The 25515-nt window shown below is 68.5% G+C and carries 36 protein-coding genes; 1 reads left to right on the top strand and 35 read right to left on the bottom strand.

The window, feature by feature from the left end:
• Positions 1–23 precede the first annotated feature (23 nt).
• Both rpmJ and infA read right to left on the bottom strand, forming a co-directional pair.
• Positions 24–140 (bottom strand): 50S ribosomal protein L36, encoded by a 117-nt coding sequence (rpmJ, locus tag DEI94_RS01470; RefSeq protein ID WP_066517823.1) that lies wholly within the window; start codon positions 138–140, stop codon positions 24–26.
• Between the two features lie 67 nt (positions 141–207).
• The gene (gene infA / locus DEI94_RS01465; protein WP_017885509.1) at positions 208–429 is read right to left on the bottom strand and encodes a translation initiation factor IF-1; all 222 of its coding nucleotides are present in this window, start codon (positions 427–429) and stop codon (positions 208–210) included.
• Between the two features lie 398 nt (positions 430–827).
• Between infA and DEI94_RS01460 the strand changes: the two genes are divergently transcribed.
• A complete protein-coding gene (locus tag DEI94_RS01460; protein WP_258369894.1) occupies positions 828–2135 on the top strand; it encodes an LCP family protein in 1308 nt (435 codons plus the stop codon).
• A 254-nt stretch (positions 2136–2389) separates the two neighbouring features.
• Here DEI94_RS01460 and map read toward each other — a convergent pair whose 3' ends face one another.
• From map to pilM, 33 genes are all read right to left on the bottom strand, one after another.
• On the bottom strand, positions 2390–3223 hold the full coding sequence (map, locus tag DEI94_RS01455) for a type I methionyl aminopeptidase (protein WP_111027362.1): 834 nt from the start codon (positions 3221–3223) through the stop codon (positions 2390–2392).
• 2 nt (positions 3224–3225) lie between these two features.
• A complete protein-coding gene (locus DEI94_RS01450; protein ID WP_181435195.1) occupies positions 3226–3819 on the bottom strand; it encodes an adenylate kinase in 594 nt (197 codons plus the stop codon).
• Complete coding sequence (secY, locus tag DEI94_RS01445; protein WP_111012132.1) at positions 3816–5138, bottom strand: preprotein translocase subunit SecY; 1323 nt, start codon at positions 5136–5138, stop codon at positions 3816–3818. Before secY ends, DEI94_RS01450 begins: the two co-directional genes overlap by 4 nt.
• A gap of 100 nt (positions 5139–5238) precedes the next feature.
• Complete coding sequence (gene rplO / locus DEI94_RS01440; RefSeq protein ID WP_111009830.1) at positions 5239–5730, bottom strand: 50S ribosomal protein L15; 492 nt, start codon at positions 5728–5730, stop codon at positions 5239–5241.
• Entirely contained in the window at positions 5727–5915 is a 189-nt protein-coding gene (rpmD, locus tag DEI94_RS01435; RefSeq protein ID WP_111009831.1) for a 50S ribosomal protein L30, read from the bottom strand. Before rpmD ends, rplO begins: the two co-directional genes overlap by 4 nt.
• The gene (gene rpsE, locus DEI94_RS01430) at positions 5915–6628 is read right to left on the bottom strand and encodes a 30S ribosomal protein S5 (protein ID WP_111009832.1); all 714 of its coding nucleotides are present in this window, start codon (positions 6626–6628) and stop codon (positions 5915–5917) included. The genes rpmD and rpsE overlap by 1 nt, the downstream gene beginning before the upstream one ends.
• Positions 6625–6996 (bottom strand): 50S ribosomal protein L18, encoded by a 372-nt coding sequence (gene rplR, locus DEI94_RS01425; protein ID WP_111012131.1) that lies wholly within the window; start codon positions 6994–6996, stop codon positions 6625–6627. Before rplR ends, rpsE begins: the two co-directional genes overlap by 4 nt.
• A gap of 2 nt (positions 6997–6998) precedes the next feature.
• A complete protein-coding gene (rplF, locus tag DEI94_RS01420; protein ID WP_111009834.1) occupies positions 6999–7535 on the bottom strand; it encodes a 50S ribosomal protein L6 in 537 nt (178 codons plus the stop codon).
• Positions 7536–7541: 6 nt separating this feature from the next.
• Positions 7542–7940: a 30S ribosomal protein S8 gene (gene rpsH / locus DEI94_RS01415; RefSeq protein ID WP_111009835.1), complete on the bottom strand. Its 399-nt coding sequence runs from the start codon at positions 7938–7940 to the stop codon at positions 7542–7544.
• A 152-nt stretch (positions 7941–8092) separates the two neighbouring features.
• Positions 8093–8698 carry a 50S ribosomal protein L5 gene (rplE, locus tag DEI94_RS01410; protein ID WP_111009836.1) on the bottom strand — a complete coding sequence of 202 codons (606 nt, stop codon included), beginning with the start codon at positions 8696–8698 and terminating at the stop codon, positions 8093–8095.
• Positions 8698–9057, bottom strand: a complete 360-nt coding sequence (gene rplX, locus DEI94_RS01405; protein ID WP_111009837.1) for a 50S ribosomal protein L24 — start codon at positions 9055–9057, stop codon at positions 8698–8700. Before rplX ends, rplE begins: the two co-directional genes overlap by 1 nt.
• A 2-nt stretch (positions 9058–9059) precedes the next feature.
• The gene (gene rplN, locus DEI94_RS01400; RefSeq protein WP_066517778.1) at positions 9060–9428 is read right to left on the bottom strand and encodes a 50S ribosomal protein L14; all 369 of its coding nucleotides are present in this window, start codon (positions 9426–9428) and stop codon (positions 9060–9062) included.
• Between the two features lie 34 nt (positions 9429–9462).
• Complete coding sequence (gene rpsQ, locus DEI94_RS01395) at positions 9463–9759, bottom strand: 30S ribosomal protein S17 (RefSeq protein WP_111012128.1); 297 nt, start codon at positions 9757–9759, stop codon at positions 9463–9465.
• Positions 9759–10097, bottom strand: coding sequence for a 50S ribosomal protein L29 (gene rpmC, locus DEI94_RS01390; protein WP_111009839.1), 339 nt, complete (start codon positions 10095–10097; stop codon positions 9759–9761). Before rpmC ends, rpsQ begins: the two co-directional genes overlap by 1 nt.
• Positions 10097–10516 (bottom strand): 50S ribosomal protein L16, encoded by a 420-nt coding sequence (gene rplP / locus DEI94_RS01385; RefSeq protein ID WP_111009840.1) that lies wholly within the window; start codon positions 10514–10516, stop codon positions 10097–10099. The genes rpmC and rplP overlap by 1 nt, the downstream gene beginning before the upstream one ends.
• A 2-nt stretch (positions 10517–10518) precedes the next feature.
• Positions 10519–11319, bottom strand: coding sequence for a 30S ribosomal protein S3 (rpsC, locus tag DEI94_RS01380; RefSeq protein WP_111009841.1), 801 nt, complete (start codon positions 11317–11319; stop codon positions 10519–10521).
• Complete coding sequence (gene rplV, locus DEI94_RS01375; RefSeq protein WP_111009843.1) at positions 11319–11711, bottom strand: 50S ribosomal protein L22; 393 nt, start codon at positions 11709–11711, stop codon at positions 11319–11321. The genes rpsC and rplV overlap by 1 nt, the downstream gene beginning before the upstream one ends.
• A 26-nt stretch (positions 11712–11737) precedes the next feature.
• Positions 11738–12019 (bottom strand): 30S ribosomal protein S19, encoded by a 282-nt coding sequence (gene rpsS, locus DEI94_RS01370; protein WP_111009845.1) that lies wholly within the window; start codon positions 12017–12019, stop codon positions 11738–11740.
• A gap of 12 nt (positions 12020–12031) precedes the next feature.
• A complete protein-coding gene (gene rplB / locus DEI94_RS01365) occupies positions 12032–12871 on the bottom strand; it encodes a 50S ribosomal protein L2 (protein WP_111009847.1) in 840 nt (279 codons plus the stop codon).
• Between the two features lie 19 nt (positions 12872–12890).
• On the bottom strand, positions 12891–13190 hold the full coding sequence (gene rplW / locus DEI94_RS01360; protein ID WP_111009849.1) for a 50S ribosomal protein L23: 300 nt from the start codon (positions 13188–13190) through the stop codon (positions 12891–12893).
• Positions 13187–13846 carry a 50S ribosomal protein L4 gene (gene rplD, locus DEI94_RS01355; protein ID WP_111009851.1) on the bottom strand — a complete coding sequence of 220 codons (660 nt, stop codon included), beginning with the start codon at positions 13844–13846 and terminating at the stop codon, positions 13187–13189. Before rplD ends, rplW begins: the two co-directional genes overlap by 4 nt.
• 2 nt (positions 13847–13848) lie before the next feature.
• The gene (gene rplC / locus DEI94_RS01350) at positions 13849–14502 is read right to left on the bottom strand and encodes a 50S ribosomal protein L3 (RefSeq protein ID WP_111009852.1); all 654 of its coding nucleotides are present in this window, start codon (positions 14500–14502) and stop codon (positions 13849–13851) included.
• 13 nt (positions 14503–14515) lie between these two features.
• Entirely contained in the window at positions 14516–14824 is a 309-nt protein-coding gene (gene rpsJ, locus DEI94_RS01345) for a 30S ribosomal protein S10 (RefSeq protein ID WP_111009854.1), read from the bottom strand.
• Positions 14825–15348: 524 nt separating this feature from the next.
• The gene (locus tag DEI94_RS01340) at positions 15349–16161 is read right to left on the bottom strand and encodes a DarT ssDNA thymidine ADP-ribosyltransferase family protein (protein ID WP_111027363.1); all 813 of its coding nucleotides are present in this window, start codon (positions 16159–16161) and stop codon (positions 15349–15351) included.
• A 57-nt stretch (positions 16162–16218) separates the two neighbouring features.
• Positions 16219–17196 (bottom strand): DNA topoisomerase IB, encoded by a 978-nt coding sequence (locus DEI94_RS01335; protein WP_111009909.1) that lies wholly within the window; start codon positions 17194–17196, stop codon positions 16219–16221.
• Between the two features lie 275 nt (positions 17197–17471).
• Positions 17472–18662 carry an elongation factor Tu gene (tuf, locus tag DEI94_RS01330; RefSeq protein WP_111009858.1) on the bottom strand — a complete coding sequence of 397 codons (1191 nt, stop codon included), beginning with the start codon at positions 18660–18662 and terminating at the stop codon, positions 17472–17474.
• Between the two features lie 137 nt (positions 18663–18799).
• Positions 18800–20914: an elongation factor G gene (gene fusA / locus DEI94_RS01325; RefSeq protein WP_111009860.1), complete on the bottom strand. Its 2115-nt coding sequence runs from the start codon at positions 20912–20914 to the stop codon at positions 18800–18802.
• An 88-nt stretch (positions 20915–21002) separates the two neighbouring features.
• Entirely contained in the window at positions 21003–21473 is a 471-nt protein-coding gene (gene rpsG, locus DEI94_RS01320; RefSeq protein ID WP_111009862.1) for a 30S ribosomal protein S7, read from the bottom strand.
• A 5-nt stretch (positions 21474–21478) separates the two neighbouring features.
• Positions 21479–21847: a 30S ribosomal protein S12 gene (gene rpsL, locus DEI94_RS01315; protein WP_111009864.1), complete on the bottom strand. Its 369-nt coding sequence runs from the start codon at positions 21845–21847 to the stop codon at positions 21479–21481.
• A gap of 537 nt (positions 21848–22384) precedes the next feature.
• Positions 22385–22840 carry a DUF6121 family protein gene (locus DEI94_RS01310; RefSeq protein ID WP_111009866.1) on the bottom strand — a complete coding sequence of 152 codons (456 nt, stop codon included), beginning with the start codon at positions 22838–22840 and terminating at the stop codon, positions 22385–22387.
• 49 nt (positions 22841–22889) lie between these two features.
• Positions 22890–23660: a hypothetical protein gene (locus DEI94_RS01305; protein ID WP_111009868.1), complete on the bottom strand. Its 771-nt coding sequence runs from the start codon at positions 23658–23660 to the stop codon at positions 22890–22892.
• Positions 23657–24457, bottom strand: coding sequence for a hypothetical protein (locus DEI94_RS01300; RefSeq protein WP_111009870.1), 801 nt, complete (start codon positions 24455–24457; stop codon positions 23657–23659). The genes DEI94_RS01305 and DEI94_RS01300 overlap by 4 nt, the downstream gene beginning before the upstream one ends.
• A complete protein-coding gene (gene pilM / locus DEI94_RS01295; protein ID WP_111009871.1) occupies positions 24454–25506 on the bottom strand; it encodes a type IV pilus assembly protein PilM in 1053 nt (350 codons plus the stop codon). The genes DEI94_RS01300 and pilM overlap by 4 nt, the downstream gene beginning before the upstream one ends.
• Between the last annotated feature and the right edge of the window lie 9 nt (positions 25507–25515).

The following is a 25515-nucleotide window of genomic DNA, read 5'->3' as shown; positions in this document are numbered from 1 at the left end:
GGCACCCGGCCGCGGCGGAGGGACTAGCCCTGGCGCTGCTTGTGGCGCGGGTTGCTCTTGCAGATCACCATGACGCGGCCCTTCCGGCGGATCACCTTGCAGTGCTCACAGATGGGCTTGACGCTGGGGTTGACCTTCATGTCGATTCCTCGATCTCGCTGGCTTCGTACCCGACGGGGCCGTCGGGCCGTTCCTTTCCGGCGAGGATCACTTGTAGCGGTAGACGATCCGGCCGCGAGTGAGGTCGTACGGGCTGAGCTCCACGATCACGCGGTCCTCCGGGAGGATGCGGATGTAGTGCTGACGCATCTTCCCCGAGATGTGCGCGAGGACCTTGTGTCCGTTGGTCAGCTCAACGCGGAACATCGCGTTGGGCAGAGCCTCGAGCACCGAGCCCTCGATCTCGATGACGCCGTCTTTCTTGGCCATAGCCTCACTGTCGCTTGGGTTGCTGTCGCTGGGAGTGATCCGAACCGGTCTGCGGGTTCGGCGCCCGGTCTGGCAGGATGTGCAGACCGAACCGGTGACCACCGGAGCGGTCACCTGCGCCACGCCGAACGGCATGACACACCAAAGATCGATCTTATGTGGTAGCGGGACGATTGCCAAGTCCGGCCCGGTCTCGGCGCGTCCTGTTCGCGACCCGCGATCGCGCCGTCAGCGACCCCTCTTCAGGGGTTCTCCGGCGATTTCCAGGAGTGCGACAGGAGCGCCATCGTACGGTTCTCCACGGGAGTGCCGCCGCGCACCTCCGCCCGGCGACGCTCCGCCACCCGCGATGCCGCCCACGCCCCGCGCTGATGCGCCCACCGAACGGAGTCCACCTCGTGTCCGACGCCCCGCTGCGCCGCCGTCGCGGTCGCCCCGGCATCGCCCGGCACGGACGGCTCCGTCGTCCGAGCTCCTGGCGGACCCTGCTCACCGTCATCGCGTCCGTGCTCAGTGTCGCCCTCGTCAGCAGCGTCGCCGTCACGGCCTTCGCCGCGGTGACGCTCACGGGATCCGTCTCGACGGTCAAGCTCAGCGACGACGACCAGGCGAGCGCCAACAAGACCTCCATCACGGCGATGAAGGGCGGGGCGAACATCCTGCTCATCGGCAGCGACACCCGCGTGGGGCAGAAGGCGGAGTCGCTCGACACCGAGGGTGCGCGGAACGACGTCACGATCCTCATCCACATCTCCGCCGACCACACGCAGCTCACCGCCGTGAGCTTCCCCCGCGATCTCGTCGTGCCCCTCCCCGCCTGCACGAACCCGGACACGGGGACGTCCTACCCGGCGTCCTCCGCTGCGCAGATCAACACGGCGCTCGGCAACGGCGGTGTCTCGTGCGTCGTGGACACCGTCGAGAACCTGACCGGCCTGTCCATCCCGTACGCCGGTCTCATCACCTTCGACGGCGTCATCGAGATGTCGAACGCGGTCGGCGGCGTCTCGGTCTGCGTCGCGAACTCGATCAACGACAGCTACACGGGCCTCCATCTGTCGGCCGGGACGCACACGCTCCAGGGCACGCAGGCCCTCCAGTTCCTCCGGACCCGCCACGGCGTCGGCGACGGCAGCGACCTCGCGCGCATCAGCTCCCAGCAGGTGTTCCTGTCCGCCCTGCTCCGCAAGGTGACCTCGAACGGCACGCTGTCGAATCCCCTGACCCTGTACAAGCTCGCGCGCGCCGCGATCTCGAACATGACCTTGTCCGACGGTCTCGCCTCGGCCCAGACGCTCGTGTCACTCGCCACGACCCTCAAGAGCATGAGCACGGCGGACATGCTGTTCGTCCAGTACCCGGTGACCGACGATCCCTACGACGCGAACCGCGTGATCGTCTCCCAGAGCGACGCACACACGCTCAACGTCGCGCTGCAGAACGACACGAAGACGAGCCTCACCGACTCGAGCACCGGCCGTGCCTCCGAGGCCGAGGGCGGGACCGGCAGCGCGTCTTCCTCCGGCACCGGCAGCTCCGGGTCGTCGAGCAGCGGGACGTCGAGCAGCGGGACGTCGAGTGCACCCTCCTCCGGGTCCTCGGCGAGCAGTTCGGCATCGAGCACGCCGAGCGCGACGGCGACGCCGCTGCCCTCGACGATCACCGGACAGTCGGCCGCCGAGCAGACCTGCTCGGTCGGCAACTGACAGCGGTCGCAGGCCGGGCGGGCCGCCCGCCGGTCCGCCGCTGACTTCCGCACGATCGGGAGGCGCGGCACAGCCCGCCCGCCCGGCTCGGGAGGCGTGACGTGCTCCCGCCTCGGGCGAGACGAACCGGGGCGTCGAGTTGCCTGTGACGTCGCGTCGCCCGCTGGCTCACGCGCTCCGCTGGTTCCCGCACTGCGGCTGGTTCACGCGCTCCGCTGGTTCACGCGCTCCGCTGGATCACGCGCTCCGCTGGATCACGCGATGGGCTGCGGCTGCACCCCGAGCGGTGCCAGGGCGGCGGCACCGCCGTCCGGTGCGGTGAGCACCCAGATGCCGTTTTCGTGCACCGCCACGCTGTGCTCCCAGTGCGCGGCGTCCGAGCCGTCGAGCGTGCGGACGGTCCAGCCGTCCGCATCGGTGCTGCTGTCGATCGTGCCGGCGGTCACCATCGGCTCGATGGCCACCGCGAGCCCCGGACGGACCGCGGGACCCCCGCCCCGCACCCGGTAGTTGAACACCGGCGGATCTTCGTGCATCGAACGACCGATGCCGTGACCCGTGAAGTCCTCCACGATGCCCCAGGCGCCGGTCTCGTCGATCGCGTCCTCGATGCTCGCGCCGATCTCGTTGAGGTTCCGTGCCGTCGCGAGAGCCGCGATCCCCCGCCACATCGACCGCTCGGTGACGTCGGCGAGCATCGTCCGTGCCGCGGCCCGCTCCGGGTCTCCCCCGGGCACGACGACCGTCACGGCGCTGTCGCCGTTCCAGCCGTCAACCTCGGCGCCCGCGTCGATGGACACGATGTCGCCGGCTTCGATCACCCGTTCGCCGGGGATGCCGTGCACGATCTCGTCGTTGACGGAGACGCACAGGGTGTGCTGGTAACCGGGGACCAGCTGGAAGTTCGGGACGCCACCGCCCTCGAGGATGACACGCTCCGCGATCGCGTCGAGGTCAGCGGTGGTGATGCCGACGCGCAGCGCCGACCGGACGGCGTCCAGTGCCTGGGCGGTGAGGAGCCCCGGCCGGACCATCGCCCGGAGTTCCTCCGACGACTTGTAGAGCGACGGGCGGCGGAACCGCGCCACGGTCAGGCGACGGCGCGGCCGAGGCCGCGGGTCGCGAGCGCGTCGGCGATGCGGTCACCGACCTCGTCGACACCGCCGAGACCGTCGACGTCGATGACGAGCCCCCGCTGTGCGTACACCGCAACGATCGGCTCCGTCTGCTCGAGGTAGACGTCCTGCCGGTGCCGGATGGCGTCCTCGGTGTCGTCGCTGCGACCCTGCTCGAGTGCACGCCTGCGGAGCCGGTCGACCAAGGCGTCCCGGTCGGCGACGAGCTGCACCACCGCGTCCAGGGCCTGCCCCTGCTCGGCGAGGAACCCGTCGAGGAACTCCACCTGCGCCGTCGTCCGGGGGTAGCCATCGAGCAGGAACCCCGGCTCGGCGTCCGGCTGACGGAGCCGATCGGCGATGAGCTCGTTCGTGAGGCTGTCGGGCACGTAGTCGCCGGCGTCCAGGATCGCCTTGACCCTGATGCCCAGCGGCGTCTCGTCACGGACGTTCTGCCGGAAGATGTCGCCCGTCGAGATCGCCGGGATCCCGAAGGCCTCGGCGATCCGCCCTGCCTGGGTGCCCTTGCCCGCACCAGGCGGGCCCACGATGATCAGCCGCGCGCTCATCGGAGGAGTCCCTCGTAGTGGCGCTGCTGCAGCTGCGAGTCGATCTGCTTCACGGTCTCGAGGCCCACACCGACGATGATCAGCAGGCTGGCACCACCGAACGGGAAGTTCTGGTTGGCGCCGAACCAGGCGAGTGCCGCGAGCGGGATGAGCGCGATGATGCCGAGGTAGAGAGCGCCGGGGAGCGTGACCCGTGTGAGCACGTAGTCGAGGTACTCCGCCGTCGGACGCCCGGCACGGATCCCCGGGATGAACCCGCCGTACTTCTTCATGTTGTCGGCGACTTCTTCCGGGTTGAACGTGATCGCGACGTAGAAGTACGTGAACCCGACGATGAGGAGGAAGTAGAGGACCATGTAGAAGGCGTTGTCGCCCGAGGTCAGGTTGTTCTGGATCCAGGTGACCCACGCCGCGGGCTCGGTCCCGTCGGACTTCTGGTTGAACTGTGCGACCAGCGCCGGCAGGTAGAGCAGCGACGACGCGAAGATGACGGGCACGACACCGGCCATGTTCACCTTGATCGGGATGTACGTGTTGTTGCCACCGTAGGTGCGACGCCCGACCATGCGCTTGGCGTACTGCACCGGGATCCGGCGCTGCGACTGCTCGACGAACACGACCGCCATCATGATCACGAGTCCGACGAGGATCACGAAGAGGAAGAGCTCGAAGGACTGCGACTGCTCGATGGCCCAGAGCGCGGTCGGGAACTGGGCCGCGATGGACGTGAAGATGAGGAGCGACATACCGTTGCCGACGCCGCGCTCGGTGACGAGCTCGCCCATCCACATGATGAGTCCGGTGCCAGCCGTCAGCGTGACCACCATGAGGAGGATCGCGTACCAGCTGTCGTTCGAGATGATCGACGTGCAGGAGGTCGACGCCGAGGTGCCGAAGAGGGCACCCGAGCGCGCGACCGTGATGAGCGTCGTCGACTGCAGGACCCCGAGCGCGATCGTGAGGTACCGCGTGTACTGCGTCAGCTTGGCCTGACCCGCCTGGCCCTCCTTGTAGAGGGCGTCGAAGTGCGGGATCACGACGCGCAGCAGCTGCACGATGATCGACGACGTGATGTACGGCATGATGCCGAGCGCGAAGACCGAGAGCTTCAGCAGCGCGCCGCCGGAGAACAGGTTCACGAGCCCGTACAGGCTCCCCTGGGATGAAGCGCTCGCGAGGCACGACTGCACGCTGGCGTAGTCGACGAACGGCGCGGGGATGTAGGACCCCAGGCGGAACAGCGCGATGATCGCGAGGGTGAAGCCGATCTTCTTGCGAAGGTCGGGGGTGCGCAAGATCCGCGCGACCGCTCTGAACACGAGTTCTCCGTACTTCGTTCAGTGCGACCCGAGCATCTCGGATCGCGTCAAGCGATGCCGAACCGGCGGCCCGAGCTGTGCTCGGACCGCCGGTCAGGTACTACTTGGAGACGGTGCCGCCCGCCGCCACGATCTTCTCCTCGGCGGAGCCGGAGACCTTGTCGACCGTGATGTTGAGCGCCACGCTGATGTCGCCCTGGCCGAGGACCTTGACCTTCTCGTTCTTACGGACCGCACCCTTGGCGACGAGGTCACTCACGGTGACGTCACCGCCCTGCGGGTAGAGCTCGCCGAGCTTGTCGAGGTTCACGACCTGGTACTCCACGCGGAACGGGTTCTTGAACCCGCGGAGCTTCGGGGTGCGCATGTGCAGCGGCATCTGCCCACCCTCGAACCCGGCCTTGACCGAGTAGCGGGCCTTCGTGCCCTTGGTGCCACGTCCGGCCGTCTTGCCCTTCGAGCCCTCACCGCGTCCGACGCGGGTCCGGTCCTTCTTCGAGCCAGCAGCGGGACGGAGGTGGTGGACCTTGAGGACCTGCACGCGGCCCTCGGTGTTGCCGGCCTGTCCGGCCTTGGGGGTTTCGTCGCTCATGCGTTGATCTCCTCGACCTTCACGAGGTGCGCGACCGTCGCGACGTACCCGCGGTTCTGGGCGTTGTCCTCACGCTCGACCGACTGGCCGATGCGCTTGAGGCCCAGGCTGCGCAGGGTCTCGCGCTGGTACTGCTTCTCGCTGATAACGGACTTGATCTGGGTGACCTTGATCTTGCCGGCCATCAGGCACCTGCCTTCTCGGTCGCAGCCGTGCGGGCCGCGGCCTCGGCACGCAGCAGACGACCCGGGACGACCCGGTCGACGTCGAGGCCACGGCGGCTGGCGACCGCACGGGGCTCCTCGAGCTGCTGCAGCGCCGTGACGGTGGCGTGCACGATGTTGATGGTGTTGGACGACCCGAGCGACTTGCTCAGGACGTCGTGGATGCCGGCGCACTCCAGGACGGCGCGCACCGGACCACCGGCGATGACGCCGGTACCGGCAGCGGCCGGGCGGAGGAGCACGACGCCAGCGGCGGCCTCACCCTGCACGGGGTGCGGGATCGTGTTGCCGACGCGCGGGACGCGGAAGAAGTTCTTCTTCGCCTCCTCGACGCCCTTGGAGATCGCGGTCGGGACCTCGCGGGCCTTGCCGTAGCCGACGCCGACGAGTCCGTTGCCGTCACCCACCACGACGAGCGCGGTGAAGCTGAAGCGACGACCGCCCTTGACGACCTTCGACACACGGTTGATCGTCACGACGCGCTCGAGGAACTGGCTCTCGGCGGCGCGGTTGTTGCGGTCGCCGCGACCACCCTGCTGGCGGTCACGACCCCCACCACGGCGTCCGCGCTCGGGGCCCGTGTTCTCGCGGTTCGCCGACGCGGAGCCGGCTGCGGTCTCGACCGGCTTCTCGACCGGTGCTTCCTGATTGGTGCTGCTCGCGGTGTCGCTCACAGGTTCAGCCCTCCTTCACGGGCGCCTTCGGCGATCGCGGCGACGCGACCGGCGTACTTGCTGCCACCGCGGTCGAACACGACCGCCTCGACACCCGCGGCCTTCGCGCGCTCGGCGACGAGCTCGCCGACGCGACGCGACTTCGCGGTCTTGTCGCCGTCCAGGCTGCGGAGGTCCGCCTCCATGGTCGACGCGCTGGCGACGGTGTGGCCCTTGGTGTCGTCGATGACCTGCACGAACACGTGACGCGACGAGCGGGTGACGACCAGACGCGGACGCGTCTCGGTGCCGGTGATCTTCTTGCGGAGGCGGGTGTGACGGCGCGCCTTGGCGGCCGACTTGCTCGCTCCTCGAGTTCCGAGAGCCATGATCACTTACCTGACTTTCCGGCCTTGCGGCGGACGACCTCGCCGGCGTAGCGAACGCCCTTGCCCTTGTACGGCTCGGGCTTGCGAAGCTTGCGGATGTTTGCGGCGACCTCACCGACGGCCTGCTTGTCGATGCCGTTCACGGTGAGTCGGTTGTTGCCCTCGACGGTGAAGCTGATGCCCGCGGGCGGCTCGACCGTGATGGGGTGCGAGTAGCCGAGTGCGAACTCGACGCTCGTGCCGCGTGCCTGGACGCGGTAGCCGGTCCCGACGACCTCGAGGCCCTTGGAGTAGCCCTGGGTCACGCCGGTGATCTGGTTGGCGATCAGCGTCCGGGTCAGGCCGTGCAGCGAGCGCGAGGTGCGCTCGTCGTCCGGACGGGTGACGAGGATCTGGTTGTCCTCGATCGCGACCGCGATGGGGCTGGCGACGGTGAGCGCGAGCTCACCCTTCGGCCCCTTGACGGCGACGTTCGCGCCGTCGACCGTCACGGTGACGCCAGCGGGGATGTCGATGGGAAGACGTCCGATACGAGACATGGTCGATCACCACACGTAGGCGAGGACTTCCCCACCCACGCCCTTCTGCTCGGCCTCGCGGTCCGTGAGGAGACCCGAGGAGGTCGACAGGATCGCCACGCCGAGGCCACCGAGGACCTGGGGGATCTCCGTCGACTTGGCGTAGACCCGGAGACCGGGCTTGGAGACGCGCTTGATGCCGGCGATGGAGCGCTCGCGCTCGGGGCCGTACTTGAGGTCGATGGTGAGGGTCTGCCCCACGCGGGCATCCTCCACACGCCACTCGCTGATGTAACCCTCGCGCTTGAGGATCTCGGCGATGTGGGTCTTCAGCTTCGAGCTGGGCAGCGAGACGGCGTCGTGGTGCGCCGAGTTCGCGTTGCGCAATCTCGTCAGCATGTCTGCGACCGGATCGGTCATCGTCATGGTTGGTTCATCCTGTTCTCACCCGGTTTCGACACCCGTTCCACGGATGCCGACCTGTGTGATCGGGCGACGTCAGGGCGATTCCCCGACGTCTCGGTGCTCGTGCGGCGGGCCGGAGGGGGCGCCCCTCCGGCCCGGCCGTCCGAACGATCTTAGACCGTCTGCTCGGTGGAACGGAACGGGAAGCCGAGCTGGCGGAGCAGCGCGCGGCCTTCGTCGTCCGTCTTGGCCGTGGTGACGACGGTGATGTCGAAGCCACGGACGCGGTCGATGCGGTCCTGGTCGATCTCGTGGAACACGCTCTGCTCCGTGAGACCGAAGGTGTAGTTGCCGTTGCCGTCGAACTGGCGGTCGCTCAGACCGCGGAAGTCGCGGATGCGGGGCAGTGCCAGCGACAGCAGGCGGTCGAGGAACTCCCACGCGCGGTCACCGCGGAGGGTGACGTGCGCGCCGATGGGCTGGCCCTCGCGCAGCTTGAACTGCGCGATGGACTTGCGGGCCTTCGTGACCTGCGGCTTCTGGCCGGTGATGGCCGTGAGGTCGCGCACCGCACCGTCGATGACCTTCGAGTCACGAGCGGCCTCGCCGACACCGGTGTTCACGACGACCTTGACCAGGCCGGGGACCTGGTGGACGTTCGTGTAGCCGAACTGCTCGGTGAGCGCCGCGGCGATCTCGTTCTTGTACTTCTGCTTCAGCCGCGGCTGGACCTTCTCGCTGGACGCGGCCTCGGCCGGCGCCGTAGTGGTGTCGCTCATCAGAGGTCCTCCCCCGACTTCTTGGCGTAACGGACGCGGACGGTCTTGGTGACGCCGTCCTTCTCGACCGTCTCGGTGCGGTGACCGACACGGGTCGGCTTCTTGGTCTTCGGGTCGACCACGGCCACGTTGGACACGTGGATCGGTGCCTCGTGGGTCTCGATGCCACCGGTCTTCGAGCCGCGCTGGGTCTGACCGACGCGGACGTGCTTCTTGACGAAGTTCACGCCCTCGACGACGACACGCTGCTCGTCGGGGAGCACCTCGATGACCTTGCCCTGCTTGCCGCGGTCGCCGCCGCGCGCCTGCGACGGGCCCGAGATCACCTGGACCAGGTCGCCCTTCTTGATGTTCGCCATGACTAGATGACCTCCGGTGCCAGCGAGATGATCTTCATGAACTTCTTGTCGCGGAGCTCGCGACCGACCGGCCCGAAGATGCGGGTGCCCCGGGGGTCGCCGTCCGCCTTGAGGATCACCGCGGCGTTCTCGTCGAACTTGATGTAGGAGCCGTCCTGACGACGGGTCTCCTTCTTGGTGCGAACGATGACGGCCTTGACGACGTCACCCTTCTTGACGTTGCCGCCCGGGATCGCGTCCTTCACGGTCGCGACGATCACGTCACCGAGGCCGGCATAGCGACGACCCGAGCCACCGAGCACGCGGATGGCCAGGATCTCCTTGGCTCCGGTGTTGTCGGCGACCTTCAGGCGGGATTCCTGCTGAATCACTGCTGTCTCCTATTCCGCAAGTAGGCCCGGGGGCTTACTTGGCCTTCTCGAGGATCTCGACCAGGCGCCAGCGCTTGGTGGCGCTGAGGGGACGGGTCTCGCTGATGAGGACCAGGTCGCCGATGCCGGCGGTGCCCTGCTCGTCGTGGGCCTTCACCTTGGAGGTGCGACGGATGACCTTGCCGTAGAGGGGGTGCTTCACGCGGTCCTCGACCTCGACGACGATCGTCTTGTCCATCTTGTCGCTCGTGACGTAGCCACGACGCGTCTTGCGGTAGCCGCGCGCGGTAGTCGCGGCGTCGACCTCGGTGGCCTGCTTCTCGGTGGCCATCACTTCTCCTCGGTGCTGGTCGATGCAGCGGTGTCGGTCGTCGTGGCCTCGGCCGCGTCGGCCTTCTTGCGGGACGACTTCTTGGTCGTGGTGGTGCTCGCCTCGACCGGGGTCGGGGTGGCACGGATGCCGAGCTCGCGCTCGCGCAGCACCGTGTAGATGCGGGCGATGTCGCGCTTGACGGCACGGAGGCGGCCGTGGCTCTCGAGCTGGCCGGTGGCCGACTGGAAGCGCAGGTTGAACAGCTCTTCCTTGGCCTTCTTCAGCTCGTCAGCGAGACGCTCGTCCTCGAAGGTGTCGAGCTCCGACGGACGGAGCTCCTTGGAACCGATCGCCATTATGCGTCGCCCTCCTCGCGCTTGATGATGCGTGCCTTGAGGGGCAGCTTGTGGATTGCACGGGTCATCGCCTCGCGGGCGATGTCCTCGCTCACGCCGGAGAGCTCGAAGAGCACGCGTCCCGGCTTGACGTTCGCGACCCACCACTCGGGCGAACCCTTACCGGAACCCATGCGGGTCTCGGCGGGCTTCTTCGTGAGCGGACGGTCCGGGTAGATGTTGATCCACACCTTGCCGCCACGCTTGATGTGACGCGTCATGGCGATACGAGCGGACTCGATCTGGCGGTTCGTCACGTAGGCGGGGGTCAGGGCCTGGATACCGAAGTCACCGAACGACACCTTGGTGCCGCCGGTCGCCTGGCCGCGACGCGTGGGGTGGTGCTGCTTGCGGTGCTTGACTCGACGGGGGATAAGCATGGTTACGCCTCAACTCCTGCGCCGGCCGGCGCCTCCTGCGGAGCCTGCTGCTCGCGACGGTCGCCGCGGGGGGCGCCGTCACGGCCGCCACGACCGCCACGGCCGCCGTCACGACGCTCGGGGCGCGACGAACGCTGGTTCGCCTGCTCGCGAGCGAGCTCCTTGTTGGTGATGTCGCCCTTGTAGATCCAGACCTTCACACCGATCCGACCGAAGGTCGTGCGGGCCTCGTAGAAGCCGTAGTCGATGTTGGCGCGGAGCGTGTGCAGGGGCACGCGGCCCTCGCGGTAGAACTCCGAACGGCTCATCTCGGCGCCGCCGAGACGACCCGACACCTGGATCCGGACGCCCTTGGCGCCAGCGCGCTGGGCGCCCTGGAGGCCCTTGCGCATGGCGCGACGGAACGCGACACGAGCGCTGAGCTGCTCCGCGATGCCCTGGGCGACGAGCTGCGCCTCGGTCTCGGGGTTCTTGACCTCGAGGATGTTCAGCTGGATCTGCTTGCCCGTGAGCTTCTCGAGGTCGCCGCGGATGCGCTCGGCCTCGGCGCCACGGCGGCCGATGACGATGCCAGGACGGGCCGTGTGGATGTCCACGCGGACGCGGTCACGGGTGCGCTCGAGCTCGATGCGGGCGACGCCGGCGCGGTCGAGGGACTTGGTCAGCATCTGACGGATGCGGACGTCCTCGGCGACGTAGTCGCTGTACCGCTGGCCCTTCTTGGTGCTGTCCGAGAACCAGTGCGACACGTGGTCCGTCGTGATCCCGAGACGGAAGCCGTACGGGTTGACCTTCTGGCCCATTACTTGCTCGCCTTCTTGCTGGTAGCGGCCGCCTCGACCTCGTCCGGCGTCGCGAGGACGACCGTGATGTGGCTGGTGCGCTTGTTGATGCGGAAGGCTCGCCCCTGGGCACGCGGCTGGAACCGCTTCAGGGTCGTGCCCTCGTCGACGAAGACGCGGCTCACGTAGAGGTCGCGCTCGTCGAGGAAGCTGTTCGTCTGGTCCGCCTTGACCCGGGCGTTCGCGATCGCCGAGGCGACCAGCTTGTAGACCGGCTCGGAAGCGCCCTGCGGGGCGAACTTCAGGATGGCGAGGGCCTCGTGGGCCTGCTTGCCGCGGATCAGCTCGATGACGCGACGGGCCTTCTGAGGCGTGACGCGGATGTGTCGCACGCGTGCGATCGACTCCACCATTTCGTTCCTCCTTCAGCGTCCCCGCGTTAGCGGCGACGGCCCTTCTTGTCGTCCTTCACGTGACCACGGAAGGTGCGGGTCGGCGCGAACTCGCCGAGCTTGTGACCGACCATCGACTCGGTGACGAACACCGGGATGTGCTTGCGGCCGTCGTGCACGGCGATCGTGTGCCCGAGCATGTTCGGAACGATCATCGAGCGACGCGACCACGTGCGGATCACGTTCTTCGTGTTGGCCTCGTTCTGGACGACCACCTTGCGAAGCAGGTGCTCGTCGACGAAGGGGCCCTTCTTCAGACTGCGTGGCATCTTCTACAACTCCTACTTGCGCTTCTTACCGGCGGTGCGGCGACGGACGATGAGCTGGTCGCTCGGCTTGTTCGGCTTGCGCGTCCGGCCCTCCGGCTGGCCCCACGGGCTGACCGGGTGGCGACCACCGGAGGTCTTGCCCTCACCACCACCGTGCGGGTGGTCGATCGGGTTCATCGCGACACCACGCACGGTCGGGCGGACGCCCTTCCAGCGCATGCGGCCGGCCTTGCCCCAGTTGATGTTCGACTGCTCGGCGTTGCCGACCTCGCCGATCGTCGCGCGGCAGCGGGCGTCGACGTTGCGGACCTCGCCCGACGGCAGGCGGAGCTGCGCGTAGGGGCCGTCCTTCGCCACGAGGCGCACCGAGGCACCCGCGGAACGGGCGAGCTTGGCGCCACCACCCGGACGGAGCTCGATCGCGTGCACGACCGTACCGACGGGGATGTTGCGGAGCGGCAGGTTGTTGCCCGGCTTGATGTCGGCGCCGGCACCCGACTCGACGACGTCGCCCTGCTTCAGGCGGTTCGGCGCGAGGATGTAGCGCTTGGTGCCGTCCACGAAGTGCAGCAGCGCGATGCGCGCGGTGCGGTTCGGGTCGTACTCGATGTGCGCGACCTTGGCGTCGACGCCGTCCTTGTCGTTCCGACGGAAGTCGATGACCCGGTACTGGCGCTTGTGGCCACCACCGATGTGACGCGTCGTGATCCGGCCGGAGCTGTTGCGGCCACCGGTCTTCGGGAGCGGACGCAGGAGCGACTTCTCCGGGGTCGAACGCGTGATCTCGGCGAAGTCGGCGACGGAGGAGCCGCGACGACCCGGGGTCGTGGGCTTGTAGTTACGAATAGCCATGATGTATCCCTTCCGGTCCTCAGCCGACAGCCGTGAAGATGTCGATCGAACCGGACTTGAGCGTGACGATGGCGCGCTTGGTGTCCTTGCGCTTGCCGATGCCGAACCGCGTACGACGGGTCTTGCCCGGACGGTTCAGGGTGTTGATGCCCGCGACCTTGACGTCGAAGATCTTCTCGATGGCGAGCTTGATCTCGGTCTTGTTCGCGCGCGGGTCCACGAGGAACGTGTACTTGCCCTGGTCGATGAGGCCGTAGCTCTTCTCCGACACGACCGGCGCGATGATGATGTCGCGCGGGTCCTTGTTGAAGCCGCTCATGCGTTGTTCTCCTTCGCGGTCTTCGACGCGACGAAGGCGTCGAGGGCGCTCTTGCTGAAGACCACGTCGTCGCTCACGAGGACGTCGTAGGCGTTCAGCTGGCCGTACGTGAGCGCGTGGACGTTGGGCAGGTTCCGGACGCTCTTGAGCGCGACCTCGTCCGTCGACTCGAGCACGACGAGGACGTGCTTCGACGGGGCGATCTTCGCGAGGAGCGTGCGGACGCTCTTGGTCGAGGGGACCTCGGCGTCGAGGAAGGCCTCGACCGCGTGGATCCGCCCACCGCGAGCGCGGTCCGAGAGCGAACCGAGCAGCGCCTTGGCGATCATCTTCTTGGGGGTGCGCTGCGCGTAGTCGCGCGGCACGGGTCCGTGGACGATCCCACCGCCGGTCATCTGCGGGGCGCGGATCGAGCCCTGACGCGCGCGGCCGGTGCCCTTCTGCTTGAAGGGCTTGCGGCCGGCACCGGAGACCTCGCCGCGGCGCTTGGTCTTGTGGGTGCCCTGACGCGCGGCGGCGAGCTGCGCGACGACGACCTGGTGGATCAGCGGGACGTTGGTCTCGACGTCGAAGATCTCGGCGGGGAGCTCGACCGTGCCGGCCTGGGCGCCCGACGCGTCGAGCACGTCGATCGTGGTTGCAGTCGTGGTGGCCATGCTCACTTACCCTTCACGGCGGTGCGGACGAAGACGATGCGACCGCGAGCACCGGGGACCGCGCCCTTGACGAGCAGCAGGTTCTTCTCGGCGTCGACGGCGTGCACCGTGAGGTTGAGGACGGTGACGCGCTCCCCACCCATGCGACCGGCCATGCGCATGCCCTTGAAGACGCGCGACGGGGTCGACGAAGCACCGATCGAACCGGGCTTGCGGTGGTTGCGGTGCGCACCGTGCGAGGCGGAGACACCCTTGAAGTTGTGGCGCTTCATGACACCGGCGAAGCCCTTGCCCTTGCTGGTGCCGACGACGTCGACCTTCTGGCCGGCCTCGAACATGTCGACGGCGAGCTCCTGGCCGAGCGCGTACTCGCCGGCGTCAGCGGTGCGGATCTCGGTGAGGTGGCGGCGCGGCGTGACACCGGCGGCCTCGAAGTGCCCGGCGGAGGGCTTGTTGACCTTGCGGGGGTCGATCGCGCCAGCGGCGATCTGGACGGCCTGGTAGCCGTCCTTCTCGGCGGTGCGGATCTGGGTCACGACGTTCGGGGTGATCTCGACGACGGTGACGGGGATGAGCTTGTTGTTCTCGTCCCACACCTGGGTCATGCCGAGCTTCTTGCCGAGCAGGCCCTTGACGGTCTTGGTTGCGATGGCCATCGTTGTCGCCCCCTTACAGCTTGATCTCGATGTTGACGTCGGCGGGCAGGTCGAGACGCATGAGCGAGTCGACGGCCTTCGGCGTCGGGTCGATGATGTCGATGACCCGCTTGTGCGTGCGCTTCTCGAAGTGCTCGCGCGAGTCCTTGTACTTGTGGGGAGAACGGATCACGACGACCACGTTCTTCTCGGTGGGGAGCGGCACCGGGCCGACCACGGTCGCACCGGCACGGGTCACCGTGTCGACGATCTTCCGGGCCGACGTGTCGATGACCTCGTGGTCGTACGACTTGAGCCGGATGCGGATCTTCTGTCCCGCCATGTCTCTCTCGTTCCTCTCTGCGCCGCGCACCGCGTGGGCCGCCTGACGCCGCCTGCCTCGTCGGGCAGGCTGTTTGCCTAGATCACCGGCACGTCACCGTCGGGATCACTCCCGCCGGCCATGACCGCTGTTCTCCTGTCAACTGCCCTCCCGGGCCGGTCGAGAACCCACTCCGCAGGAGGGGAATTTCGACCGTTCCGGTCGGACCCGTATCGCCTCCGCGGAGCACACGGGTGTCCCGTGCGTTCCAGGTGTGGAGTCGATGTGGTGTTCTTGCTGCCTGCGGCCCAGGCGCAGCCACCCGGAGGGCGGGGCCTGTGCACTGCCTGGGCAGTGACCCGGCGGACACGTGTGTCCGCGGAATTTGGAACCGGACAAGTCTCGCATGTCCTCCGCACTCGTGCAACCCGGGCGTGTCGCGTGCGATCCACGCCGTCGGGGGGCTCGAGGAGCGGCGGACGGGCGGTCCGGGGCGACCTGGTGACGGGCCTCCCGTCGGGAGTCCGGCGACCGCCCGCCGGACGTCAGACGGTCGGACGGAACCAGGGCGGGAACACCGCGACGCGCGGGGCGTGGCCGCCGGCCTCCGCCAGGACCGAGCGGACGTCGTCGCGGACGCGGTCGTTCGGCACGCCGACGACCGCGACAGCCGAGAACGGCACACGCGGACCCGCCAGCAGCTCGACGCGCTGCAACTCGGGGTCCTGGAGCGAAGCGCGTCGGAGCAGGGTGCCCGCGGCCTCCGGGCCGACGGCCGAGCGCGCCGCGGGGTCCTCCGCGTCGAGATCCGTCACGATGACCGACGCCCCGAACGCGACGGTCGGCACGACCAGCATGGCGTAGTCGACCGGACGACTGCGACGTGCCGCGTCGGACCACCGGTCGTCCTCGGCGCCGGTGCGCAGCGACTGCCAGGTCAGGGCCTCCGGGGTGAGCACGAAGGGGACGTGGTCCGCGACGGACCCGCCGTCCGGGGTGGCCGCGGCCGCTCGGGCCGCGCGGACCTCCGCCGCGCTGACGTCGAACTCGGGGACCACCGACGACGCGGCCAGCAGCGCACCCTCGGCGACGATGGCCGCGAGGTTGTCGCGATGGGTCCAGTGGTGCGCGCGCATCGACGCGAACGGGCGGACCTGGGGCTCCGCCGCCACCGGGGCCGCGGTCCGGGTCGCACTCCGGGAGGCCCGGGGCGCGTCCGACGGACCGTCCGACCGGAGCGAGACCGGACGGGCACGCCGCGGGGCGCGGGTCGGTGCGACGACCGGTTCCGCCCGCTGCCGTGGGGTGCAGATGTCACAGAGCTGGACGGGGAAACCGTGGATGCACTCGTCGGTCACGCTGGCCTCTCCGTGCCGACGCCCGAACGGTCGGCACGTGCATCAACGGTACGTCATTCAGTCGCGGTAGAGCAGCGCGCGGACCTCGGACTCCGCAGAGGCCAACCGGGCGGGATCGATCGTCTCGCCGTGGTTGTACGCGTCGATCACGCGCGGGTCGATGTAGCTCTGCCGCGCCACGGTCGGGGTGTTGCCGAGCACGTCGGACGCGGCCTTCACCGCATGCGATATCGCCTTCTTGCGCTTGGCGTCGGACGACTGGGGCCCCGTCTTCGCCAGGTCCACTGCCGCGGCGACCGTACCGTGCAGCGTCCGGAAGTCCTTCGCCGTGAAGTCGTCGCCGGCGCGCTCCTTGACGTACTCGTTGATGAGCTCGGCCGACAGCGGACGCCACTCGGCACCGGGCTCGTCGCGGAACGAGAGCAGTCGCGCGTTCCCGCCCCGACGCTTCATGCCGACGAGCACCCGCGCGAGGTCGTGGTCGTGGATGGTGGACGACCACTCCTGCCCGCTCTTGCCCGGGAACCCGAGCTCGATGTCGTCGCCCGAGATGTGCGCGTGGGAACACAGCAGCGTCGACAGGCCGTGGCTCCCGTGCTCGAGCGCGTACCGCTCCGAGCCGACCCGGAGCGACCCCTGGTCGAGCATCCGGAAGGCCGCGGCCTGCGCACGTCGGAGGTCCGGGTCCGGTCGGCGGAGGTCCATGGTCACCATCCGTCGAGCGGACGGGAGCGACTCGGCGAGGGCGAGCGCCCGGTCGTACTTGATCTTGTCCATCCGCTCGCGCCAACCCGGGTGGTACATGTACTGGCGCCGACCGGCGCCGTCGATGCCCGTCGCGAGGATGTGTCCGTTCTCGTACGGCGAGATCCACACGTCGTTCCACGCGGGCGGGATCACCAGCTCGTCGAACCGGTGGCGGAGGTCGGCGTCGTGGACGGTACCACCGTCGGGATCGCGGTAGGAGAACCCCTTGCCGGATCGGACCCGGTGGAATCCGCGTCCCGTCGTCCTCGAACGGCGCAGACGTGTCATGCGACCAGTCAACACCGGCATCCCCGCCGATGACCCACCGAGGTGCCCACGGTCCTCCCGGCTCGCGGTGGGCTCGCGCACGTCGCGCCCTGCCTCGTCCCGCCCCGTCATGCCCAGGGACGCCACGTCCCGCCCAGGGACCGCCACGTCACGCCCCCGGGGACGCCACGTCCCGCCCGGGGACACCACGTCCCGCCCGGGGACACCACGTCCCGTCCGGGAACGACGAAAGGGGCCGGACCCGAAGGTCCGACCCCTTGTCGCAGCAACCGGAGTTACTTGATGATCTTCTCGACCGTACCGGCGCCGACCGTACGACCACCCTCACGGATGGCGAAGCGGAGGCCCTCCTCCATGGCGATCGGCTGGATCAGCTCGACCGTGATGGAGGTGGTGTCGCCGGGCATGACCATCTCGGTGCCCTCGGGCAGCGTGATGACGCCGGTGACGTCCGTGGTGCGGAAGTAGAACTGCGGGCGGTAGTTCCCGTAGAACGGGTTGTGACGACCACCCTCGTCCTTCGACAGGATGTAGACGTTCGCGGAGAACTCGGTGTGCGGCGTGACCGAACCCGGCTTCACGACGACCTGGCCGCGCTCGACGTCCTCGCGCTTGGTGCCGCGGAGGAGCAGACCCGTGTTGTCACCGGCCTCGGCGGAGTCGAGCAGCTTGCGGAACATCTCGATGCCCGTGACGGTGGTCTTCTGCGTCGCGCGGATGCCGACGATCTCGACCTCCTCGTTCACCTTGAGCGTGCCACGCTCGACACGACCGGTGACGACGGTGCCACGACCGGTGATCGTGAAGACGTCCTCGATCGGCATCAGGAACGGCTGGTCGGTGGCGCGCACCGGGTCCGGCACGTTCTCGTCGACGGCGTCCATGAGGTCGGCGACCGTCGCGGCCCACTTCTCGTCACCCTCGAGCGCCTGGAGCGCCGAGACGCGGACGATCGGGGCGTTGTCGCCGTCGAACTCCTGGCTCGAGAGGAGCTCGCGGACCTCGAGCTCGACGAGCTCCAGGATCTCCTCGTCGTCCACCATGTCGGCCTTGTTGAGGGCCACGACGATGTAGGGGACACCGACCTGACGGGCGAGCAGCACGTGCTCACGCGTCTGCGGCATCGGGCCGTCGGTGGCGGCGACCACGAGGATCGCGCCGTCCATCTGCGCCGCACCCGTGATCATGTTCTTCACGTAGTCCGCGTGGCCCGGGGCGTCGACGTGCGCGTAGTGGCGCTTCTCGGTCTGGTACTCGACGTGCGAGATGTTGATCGTGATACCGCGCTGCTTCTCCTCAGGCGCGTTGTCGATCTGGTCGAACGCCGAGGCCGTGTTCAGCTCCGGGTACTTGTCGTGCAGGACCTTGGTGATCGCCGCGGTGAGCGTCGTCTTGCCGTGGTCGACGTGCCCGATGGTTCCGATGTTGACGTGCGGCTTGGTCCGCTCGAACTTGGCCTTAGCCACTGTGGGTCCTCCTCAGGACTCGGATGCAGGACCCCCGGTTCACGTCCGGCGGCGCTGCGTGTTGGTGTGGAACTACTGTACTTGGTGGCGAGGGGGCCGCTGCCGACCCCCTCGCCTGGGGAGTCACGCCGAGGGCGTCACTCCCCCTTGCTCTTCTGCACGATCTCGTCCGCCACGGCCCGGGGGACCTCGGCGTAGGAGTCGAACACCATCGAGTAGACGGCGCGGCCCGACGTCTTCGACCGGAGGTCGCCGACGTAGCCGAACATCTCGGACAGCGGCACGCTCGCGCGGACCACCTTGACGCCCGAGGCGTCCTCCATCGACGAGATCTGCCCACGACGGGAGTTCAGGTCGCCGATGACGTCGCCCATGTACTCCTCGGGGGTGCGGACCTCGACGGCCATGAGCGGCTCGAGCAGGACGGGGTTCGCCTTGCGCGCAGCCTCCTTGTAGGCCATCGAACCGGCGATCTTGAACGCCATCTCGGACGAGTCGACGTCGTGCGCGGCACCGTCGAGGAGCGTCGCCTTGACGCCGACCGTCGGGAAGCCCGCGAGGATGCCGACCTGCATGGCGTCCTGGATGCCGGCGTCGACCGAGGGGATGTACTCGCGGGGAACGCGGCCACCCGTGACCTTGTTCTCGAACTCGTAGACCTTCTCGGCCGTGACCTCCATCGGCTCGAGCGCGATCTGCACCTTCGCGAACTGGCCGGAACCACCGGTCTGCTTCTTGTGGGTGTAGTCGTACCGCTCGACCGGCTTGCGCAGGGTCTCGCGGTACGCGACCTGCGGCTTGCCGACGTTCGCCTCGACCTTGAACTCGCGCTTCATGCGGTCGACGAGGATGTCGAGGTGGAGCTCGCCCATGCCCTTGATGACCGTCTGACCGGTCTCCGCGTTGAGCTCGACCCGGAACGTCGGGTCCTCCTCCGCCAGCTTCTGAATGGCGGTGGAGAGCTTCTCCTGGTCCTGCTTGGTCTTCGGCTCGATCGCGACCTCGATGACCGGCTCCGGGAACGTCATCGACTCGAGGACGATCTGGTTGTCCGGGTCGCACAGGGTGTCACCGGTCGTCGTGTCCTTGAGGCCGATCACCGCGTAGATGTGGCCCGCGGTCACGCTGTCGACCGGGTTCTCCTTGTTGGAGTGCATCTGGAAGATCTTGCCGATGCGCTCCTTCTTGCCCTTGGTCGAGTTGATGACCTGCGACCCGGACTCGATGGAGCCCGAGTACACGCGGACGTAGGTGAGGCGACCGAAGAACGGGTGCACCGCGACCTTGAACGCGAGGGCGGAGAAGGGCTCGGTCGAGTCGGCGTGACGGGTGAGGATGGTCTCCTCGTTCTTCACGTCGTGGCCCTCGACCGCCGGGACGTCGAGCGGGCTCGGCAGGTAGTCGATGACCGCGTCGAGCATCGGCTGCACACCGCGGTTCTTGAACGCCGAACCACAGAGGACCGGGTAGACCTCGCTGTTGACCGTGAGCTTGCGGATGGCGCCCTTGATCTCGTCGACGGAGAGGTCCTCGCCACCGAAGTACTTCTCGAGCAGGGCGTCGTCGGTCTCGGCGACGCGCTCGATCAGCTTCGCGCGGTACTCGTCGGCCTTGTCCTTGAGGTCGGCCGGGATCTCCTCGATCTCGTAGTGCGCGCCCATCTGGACGTCACCCTTGGCGTCACCGCGCCAGGTGAGCGCCCGCATCTCGACGAGGTCCACGACACCCTCGAACGTGCTCTCGGCACCGATCGGGAGCTGGATCACGAGCGGCTCCGCGCCGAGGCGGTTGATGATCGTGTCCACCGTGAAGTAGAAGTCCGCGCCGAGCTTGTCCATCTTGTTGACGAAGCAGATGCGGGGCACGTCGTACTTGTCGGCCTGACGCCAGACGGTCTCCGACTGGGGCTCGACGCCCTCCTTGCCGTCGAACACGGCGACGGCGCCGTCGAGGACGCGGAGCGAACGCTCCACCTCGACGGTGAAGTCGACGTGACCAGGCGTGTCGATGATGTTGATCTGGTTCTTGTTCCAGAAGCACGTCGTCGCGGCCGACGTGATCGTGATGCCGCGCTCCTGCTCCTGCGCCATCCAGTCCATCGTGGCGGCCCCGTCGTGGACCTCCCCGATCTTGTGGGTGATGCCCGTGTAGAACAGGATGCGCTCGGTGGTGGTGGTCTTGCCGGCATCGATGTGCGCCATGATGCCGATGTTGCGGACCTTGTTCAGGTCGGTGAGCACGTCCTGTGCCACAGGGTTCCTCCGAGTAGTTGTGGGAGTCGACAGCGCCCATGGGGGCGCCGGGATCATGTCGCCGGCACCCCCGATGGGGCCGGGAGTGTTACCAGCGGTAGTGCGCGAAGGCCTTGTTCGACTCGGCCATCTTGTGGGTGTCCTCGCGGCGCTTGACCGCGGCACCCAGACCGTTCGACGCGTCGAGGATCTCGTTCATGAGACGCTCGGTCATCGTCTTCTCGCGACGGGCCTTGGCGTACGAGGTGAGCCAGCGGAGCGCGAGCGTGTTCGCACGGTGCGGCTTGACCTCGACCGGCACCTGGTAGGTCGAACCACCGACGCGGCGGCTGCGGACCTCGAGGGTCGGGCGGACGTTGTCGAGGGCCTTCTTGAGCGTCGCGACGGCGTCCTGCTGGTTCTTGGCGGCGACGCCTTCGAGTGCACCGTAGACGATGCGCTCGGCGAGGCCCTTCTTGCCGTCGAGCAGGATCTTGTTGACGAGCTGGCTGACAACCGGAGCGCCGTAGACCGGATCGGCGACGACGGGGCGCTTGGGGGCGGGTCCCTTACGAGGCATCTATCTCAACCCTTCTTCGCGCCGTAGCGGCTGCGGGCCTGCTTACGGTTCTTGACGGCCTGGGTGTCGAGCGCACCACGGACGATCTTGTAGCGGACACCGGGGAGGTCCTTCACACGACCACCACGGACGAGCACCATCGAGTGCTCCTGGAGGTTGTGGCCCTCACCGGGGATGTACGCGGTGACCTCGGTGCCGTTCGAGAGCTTGACACGAGCGACCTTGCGCAGTGCCGAGTTCGGCTTCTTCGGGGTGGTGGTGTAGACGCGGGTGCACACACCACGCTGCTGGGGGTTCGCCTTGAGGGCGGGCGCCTTGGTCTTGACGACCTTCGGCGCGCGGCCCTTGCGAACCAGCTGCTGAATCGTAGGCAACTGCTGCTCCTGGTTCCTGCTCGATTCCCTGGCCGACGTGATCCGTCGGCTTCCTCGTCCCGCGGCCGGACGGCGCCCGACACGGTGATCCGTGTCGCTTCCCGTACAACCCCGACACCGGGCCGACGATTCCAACGTCGGACCACGGCGGGCGACCGCTCTCGCGGTACCGCCTGGGACGGACATGTCCTGTACCGCTCCGTGAGCGTTCGGACTTCCGGGCACGCCGCTGTCGGCGCACACCGGAACAAGATTACTCGGCGTGACAGAGGCGGTCAATCCCGCTCAGGAGGCCGTGCCCGCGTCGGTGCCGTTCGTCACCGTCGGTCGGCACACCGCTCCCGCGTCCGTGACGCCCGTGACGACACCGTCCGCGGGGAACGCGAACCGGACCCGCACTCGCGTTGCCCGGTCCGGCCGGACTCGCGAACGTCGCCGAGAACGAGCGCTCCCGGGCGAGGCCGACCGGAGCGGCCGTCATGGCACCGGGGATCGGGACGGGCGGGACGGTGTGGGCGGCGGCGGCCTCCTCGGTCGTCACGACCGCCCGGTACCGAAGCCGGGCCCGCCCTCCTGGCGGCGGCGGTCCTCGTGGCGGGCCAGGAGCACCGCCGCGATCACGACCACGAGCGCGATGACGACCGTGCCCACGACGAAGGGGCCGAGCGCGTAGCCGGCGGGGAACACCACGAGCTGCGCGGCGTCACCGTGGACCAACGCGTAGCCGACCGACCCGACGCCGAGCATGACGAGGTACGCCGTGGCCGCACACACCAGCCCGGACATCGCCGGACTGCCGCTCCGCGCGCCCACCGCCGTGCCTGCGAACACCACGATCGCGACGCCCGTCACCATCGCCGGGCCGAGGTACGGGGTGGCGTCGGGTTGGCGGATGACCTCGAGGCCGGAGAACAGGCTCTCGAACCCCGTGACCGCGATGACGAGCGCGAAGAACAGCACCGTCGTCATCGTCGCGAGGAGCCACCGGGACATGGGACGAGCGTAGTGCCGGGGGCGAGGGGAGGTCAGGCCGCCGCTCGATTCACCCAGCCGCCTGTGTCGAGGTGGCATCGGTCGACGACGAGGACGCGGACGACGCCTTGAGGACGTAGATCTCGCCACCGAGCGACCAGTTCTGCCCGCCGGACCCGCCGCTCGAGGTGTCCGAGAGGGACTGTGAGACGGTGTCGACGAGGAACAGCCGGGACCCGTTCTGCAGGGCCTTGGTGAAGGCGAGCGCCTGCTGGTACGAACCCGTCACCGCGACCGTCACGGGGACGACCGTGAAGTCCGCACTCGTGATCGACGAGTCGGTCGTGGGGCCGCCAGGGGCGGGCGTCGCCGCTGGTGCGGCCGCGGGGGCCGCCGTCGCCGTCGCGCTCGGTGACGGGGTGGCCGACGCGCTGGCCGTCGGCGAACCGGTGCTCGTGCCCGTCGTGGTGGCACCGGCCCCGGCGGCGGCCGGCGGCGCGTACGCGACGGGGGTGTCGAACTGCACCGAGGAGATCCCGACGCCGCTCGTGGTCGCGGCGGTGTTGATCTCACGCGTGAAGCCCGTGGTGTCGGCCTTCGCAGGGACCGATTCCTGGAGGTCGGCGAACGTCGTCTTCATCGTGCCGAGCTTCTGGTACTGCTCCTCGAGGCGCGTCAGCTCCGCACGGTTCGAGGCGTTCGTCTCGTCGATGCTCTCGCGCTGGAGGTCGTTCGCGGACGCGGTCGCGAGCTGCGGCTGCACCCCGAGGAACCAGCCACCGGCGATGATCACGAGCGCGGCGACGCCCGCGAGGACGAGTGAGAGCTTGTGCTTGTTCATCGGTTGCTCCCCGTGTACTTGCCGTCGTAGGCCTTCTCGTCCAGGTCGACCGAGATGGACGCCGTGTACGCGTCGCCGTCGGACGCGTGGTCGATCGACCCGATCGAGGAGTCGACGTAGCCCTTGAGCTTCGAGAGCCGGTCGGTCCAGTCCGGGACCGACGGCACGGAGGTGCTCGACACCGAGACCTGGATGGCTGCGACCCGCGACCCGTCGAGTGGCGAGGTGCTCTGCGCGAACGGCGCCGTCGCGTTCGCCGACGTGATCGTCATGCTCGTGATCGTGACGCCGCTCGGGAGGTACGACGCGAGGTTCCCGAGCATCGAGGACCAGTCGATCTCGGTCGATCCGCCGACGGTCTGACCCGCTTCGAGCAGTGCGATCTGCCCCTCGAGCGTGCGGACCTCGGCGTACTTCTGCTGCTCGAGGAGGAGTGAGGTCGTCTCGTTCTGAGCGGTCGCGAGATCGGTTCGCGACCGGATGGCATCGACCGTCGCTCCGCCCGCGACGAGGAGCACCACGACGGCGAGCACGACGACACCGAGCCACGCGCGTCGCGCGACCGCGCGCTCGCGTCGGTCGAGGTGCACCTCGGTGGGCAGGAGGTCGACACGGGGCTCACGGCCGACGAGGGAGGACGCGACCGCCGCCCGCGTCGCCGGCGCCGCCGAGCCTCCCGTCGTCGCGGTACCGCCCTTGACCCGGGACTGCTTGCCGGTGCGCGGCGCCTTGGCGCCGCCGATCACCGAGGTGCGCTGCTTCTGCTCCTTGCGGATGTCCGCCTCGACCTTGCTCATGCTGCCCTGCTTCCGACGGCGAGCCCGAAGGCCACCGTGATCGCGTCGCCGCGCTCTGCGACGTCCTGCTCCGAGATCGATCCGGCGAGCGCCACTCCGCCGAACGCCTGCCCGTACGACACGGGGATCCGGGTGTAGTCGGCGAGTGCCTCCCGGAAGCCGCGCATCCGCGCGCCTCCGCCTGCGATGAGGATGTGGCCGACGGGTTGGTCCGGGTGGGTGTTGACGAAGTAGTTGATCGTGTTACGGAGGCTCGCGAGGACCTCGGTGATCGTCTCGTGCGTGACCGCGATCGCGCGACGGTCGTCCGCGGTCTGGGCGACGGCCGCGATCCCGAGGTGGCGCTTGACCGCCTCGGCGTCGTCCGCCGCGATGTCGAGCTGTCCGCTGAGGGCGCGTGTGACGTCGGCACCGCCTGCTGGGATGATGCGCACGAACTGCGGGACGCCGTCCGTCGCGATGACGACGCTCGTCGTGTCGGCCCCGATCTCGATGAGCGCCACCGTCCCGACCAGACCCGGTCGTGAGACGAGGGCGCGGGTCAAGGCGAACGGGATCAGGTCGACGCCCGCCGGGTTCAGGCCCGCGAGTTGCACCGCTTTGACGTTCGCCAGCACGGCGTCCTTGATCGCGGCGATGAGCAGACCCCGGACGACCGGTCCGTTCTCCCCCATCCCCTCGGAGGTCGGGTAGAAGTCGAGGATCGCGTCGATGACCGGCACGGGGAGCATGTCCTGGACCTGGAACGGCAACGACTCGCGGATCTGCTCGATGGGCGCGAGCGGCACGGTCAGGTCACGCGACAGCACACGCTGGTTCCCCATGCCGAGCACGACGTCCCGGGAGCGGAACTTGCCGAGGGACCACAACTGCTTCAACGCGCCGGCCACCGTGTTCGCCTCGAGGACCTCACCCCGGCTCACCGATCCTTCCGGCGTGGGGACCTCGGCGAACCGGACGACGGTCGGACGGCCGCGGTCGGCCGAGGCGACCTCGACCGCGCGGATCGAGGCGGCCGCGATGTCCAGGCCGACGATGCTCTTCGCCATGGGTGTGTT

The sequence above is a fragment of the Curtobacterium sp. MCBD17_040 genome, from assembly GCF_003234805.2.
Lineage (GTDB): Bacteria > Actinomycetota > Actinomycetes > Actinomycetales > Microbacteriaceae > Curtobacterium.
This window is presented reverse-complemented; position numbering and strand designations above follow the sequence as displayed.

What these genes read in the sequence shown, in the direction of transcription:
- rpmJ (WP_066517823.1), bottom strand. Translation starts at nt 140, where the DNA reads ATGAAGGTCAACCCCAGCGTCAAGCCCATCTGTGAGCACTGCAAGGTG.
- infA (WP_017885509.1), bottom strand. Translation starts at nt 429, where the DNA reads ATGGCCAAGAAAGACGGCGTCATCGAGATCGAGGGCTCGGTGCTCGAG.
- DEI94_RS01450 (WP_181435195.1), bottom strand. Translation starts at nt 3,819, where the DNA reads ATGAGCGCGCGGCTGATCATCGTGGGCCCGCCTGGTGCGGGCAAGGGC.
- rplO (WP_111009830.1), bottom strand. Translation starts at nt 5,730, where the DNA reads ATGAGCGACGAAACCCCCAAGGCCGGACAGGCCGGCAACACCGAGGGC.
- rpmD (WP_111009831.1), bottom strand. Translation starts at nt 5,915, where the DNA reads ATGGCCGGCAAGATCAAGGTCACCCAGATCAAGTCCGTTATCAGCGAG.
- rplR (WP_111012131.1), bottom strand. Translation starts at nt 6,996, where the DNA reads ATGGCTCTCGGAACTCGAGGAGCGAGCAAGTCGGCCGCCAAGGCGCGC.
- rplF (WP_111009834.1), bottom strand. Translation starts at nt 7,535, where the DNA reads ATGTCTCGTATCGGACGTCTTCCCATCGACATCCCCGCTGGCGTCACC.
- rpsH (WP_111009835.1), bottom strand. Translation starts at nt 7,940, where the DNA reads ATGACGATGACCGATCCGGTCGCAGACATGCTGACGAGATTGCGCAAC.
- rplE (WP_111009836.1), bottom strand. Translation starts at nt 8,698, where the DNA reads ATGAGCGACACCACTACGGCGCCGGCCGAGGCCGCGTCCAGCGAGAAG.
- rplX (WP_111009837.1), bottom strand. Translation starts at nt 9,057, where the DNA reads ATGGCGAACATCAAGAAGGGCGACCTGGTCCAGGTGATCTCGGGCCCG.
- rpsQ (WP_111012128.1), bottom strand. Translation starts at nt 9,759, where the DNA reads ATGGCCACCGAGAAGCAGGCCACCGAGGTCGACGCCGCGACTACCGCG.
- rpmC (WP_111009839.1), bottom strand. Translation starts at nt 10,097, where the DNA reads ATGGCGATCGGTTCCAAGGAGCTCCGTCCGTCGGAGCTCGACACCTTC.
- rplP (WP_111009840.1), bottom strand. Translation starts at nt 10,516, where the DNA reads ATGCTTATCCCCCGTCGAGTCAAGCACCGCAAGCAGCACCACCCCACG.
- rpsC (WP_111009841.1), bottom strand. Translation starts at nt 11,319, where the DNA reads ATGGGCCAGAAGGTCAACCCGTACGGCTTCCGTCTCGGGATCACGACG.
- rplV (WP_111009843.1), bottom strand. Translation starts at nt 11,711, where the DNA reads ATGGTGGAGTCGATCGCACGCGTGCGACACATCCGCGTCACGCCTCAG.
- rpsS (WP_111009845.1), bottom strand. Translation starts at nt 12,019, where the DNA reads ATGCCACGCAGTCTGAAGAAGGGCCCCTTCGTCGACGAGCACCTGCTT.
- rplB (WP_111009847.1), bottom strand. Translation starts at nt 12,871, where the DNA reads ATGGCTATTCGTAACTACAAGCCCACGACCCCGGGTCGTCGCGGCTCC.
- rplW (WP_111009849.1), bottom strand. Translation starts at nt 13,190, where the DNA reads ATGAGCGGCTTCAACAAGGACCCGCGCGACATCATCATCGCGCCGGTC.
- rplD (WP_111009851.1), bottom strand. Translation starts at nt 13,846, where the DNA reads ATGGCCACCACGACTGCAACCACGATCGACGTGCTCGACGCGTCGGGC.
- rplC (WP_111009852.1), bottom strand. Translation starts at nt 14,502, where the DNA reads ATGGCCATCGCAACCAAGACCGTCAAGGGCCTGCTCGGCAAGAAGCTC.
- rpsJ (WP_111009854.1), bottom strand. Translation starts at nt 14,824, where the DNA reads ATGGCGGGACAGAAGATCCGCATCCGGCTCAAGTCGTACGACCACGAG.
- DEI94_RS01335 (WP_111009909.1), bottom strand. Translation starts at nt 17,196, where the DNA reads ATGACACGTCTGCGCCGTTCGAGGACGACGGGACGCGGATTCCACCGG.
- rpsG (WP_111009862.1), bottom strand. Translation starts at nt 21,473, where the DNA reads ATGCCTCGTAAGGGACCCGCCCCCAAGCGCCCCGTCGTCGCCGATCCG.
- DEI94_RS01310 (WP_111009866.1), bottom strand. Translation starts at nt 22,840, where the DNA reads ATGTCCCGGTGGCTCCTCGCGACGATGACGACGGTGCTGTTCTTCGCG.
- DEI94_RS01305 (WP_111009868.1), bottom strand. Translation starts at nt 23,660, where the DNA reads ATGAACAAGCACAAGCTCTCACTCGTCCTCGCGGGCGTCGCCGCGCTC.
- DEI94_RS01300 (WP_111009870.1), bottom strand. Translation starts at nt 24,457, where the DNA reads ATGAGCAAGGTCGAGGCGGACATCCGCAAGGAGCAGAAGCAGCGCACC.
- pilM (WP_111009871.1), bottom strand. Translation starts at nt 25,506, where the DNA reads ATGGCGAAGAGCATCGTCGGCCTGGACATCGCGGCCGCCTCGATCCGC.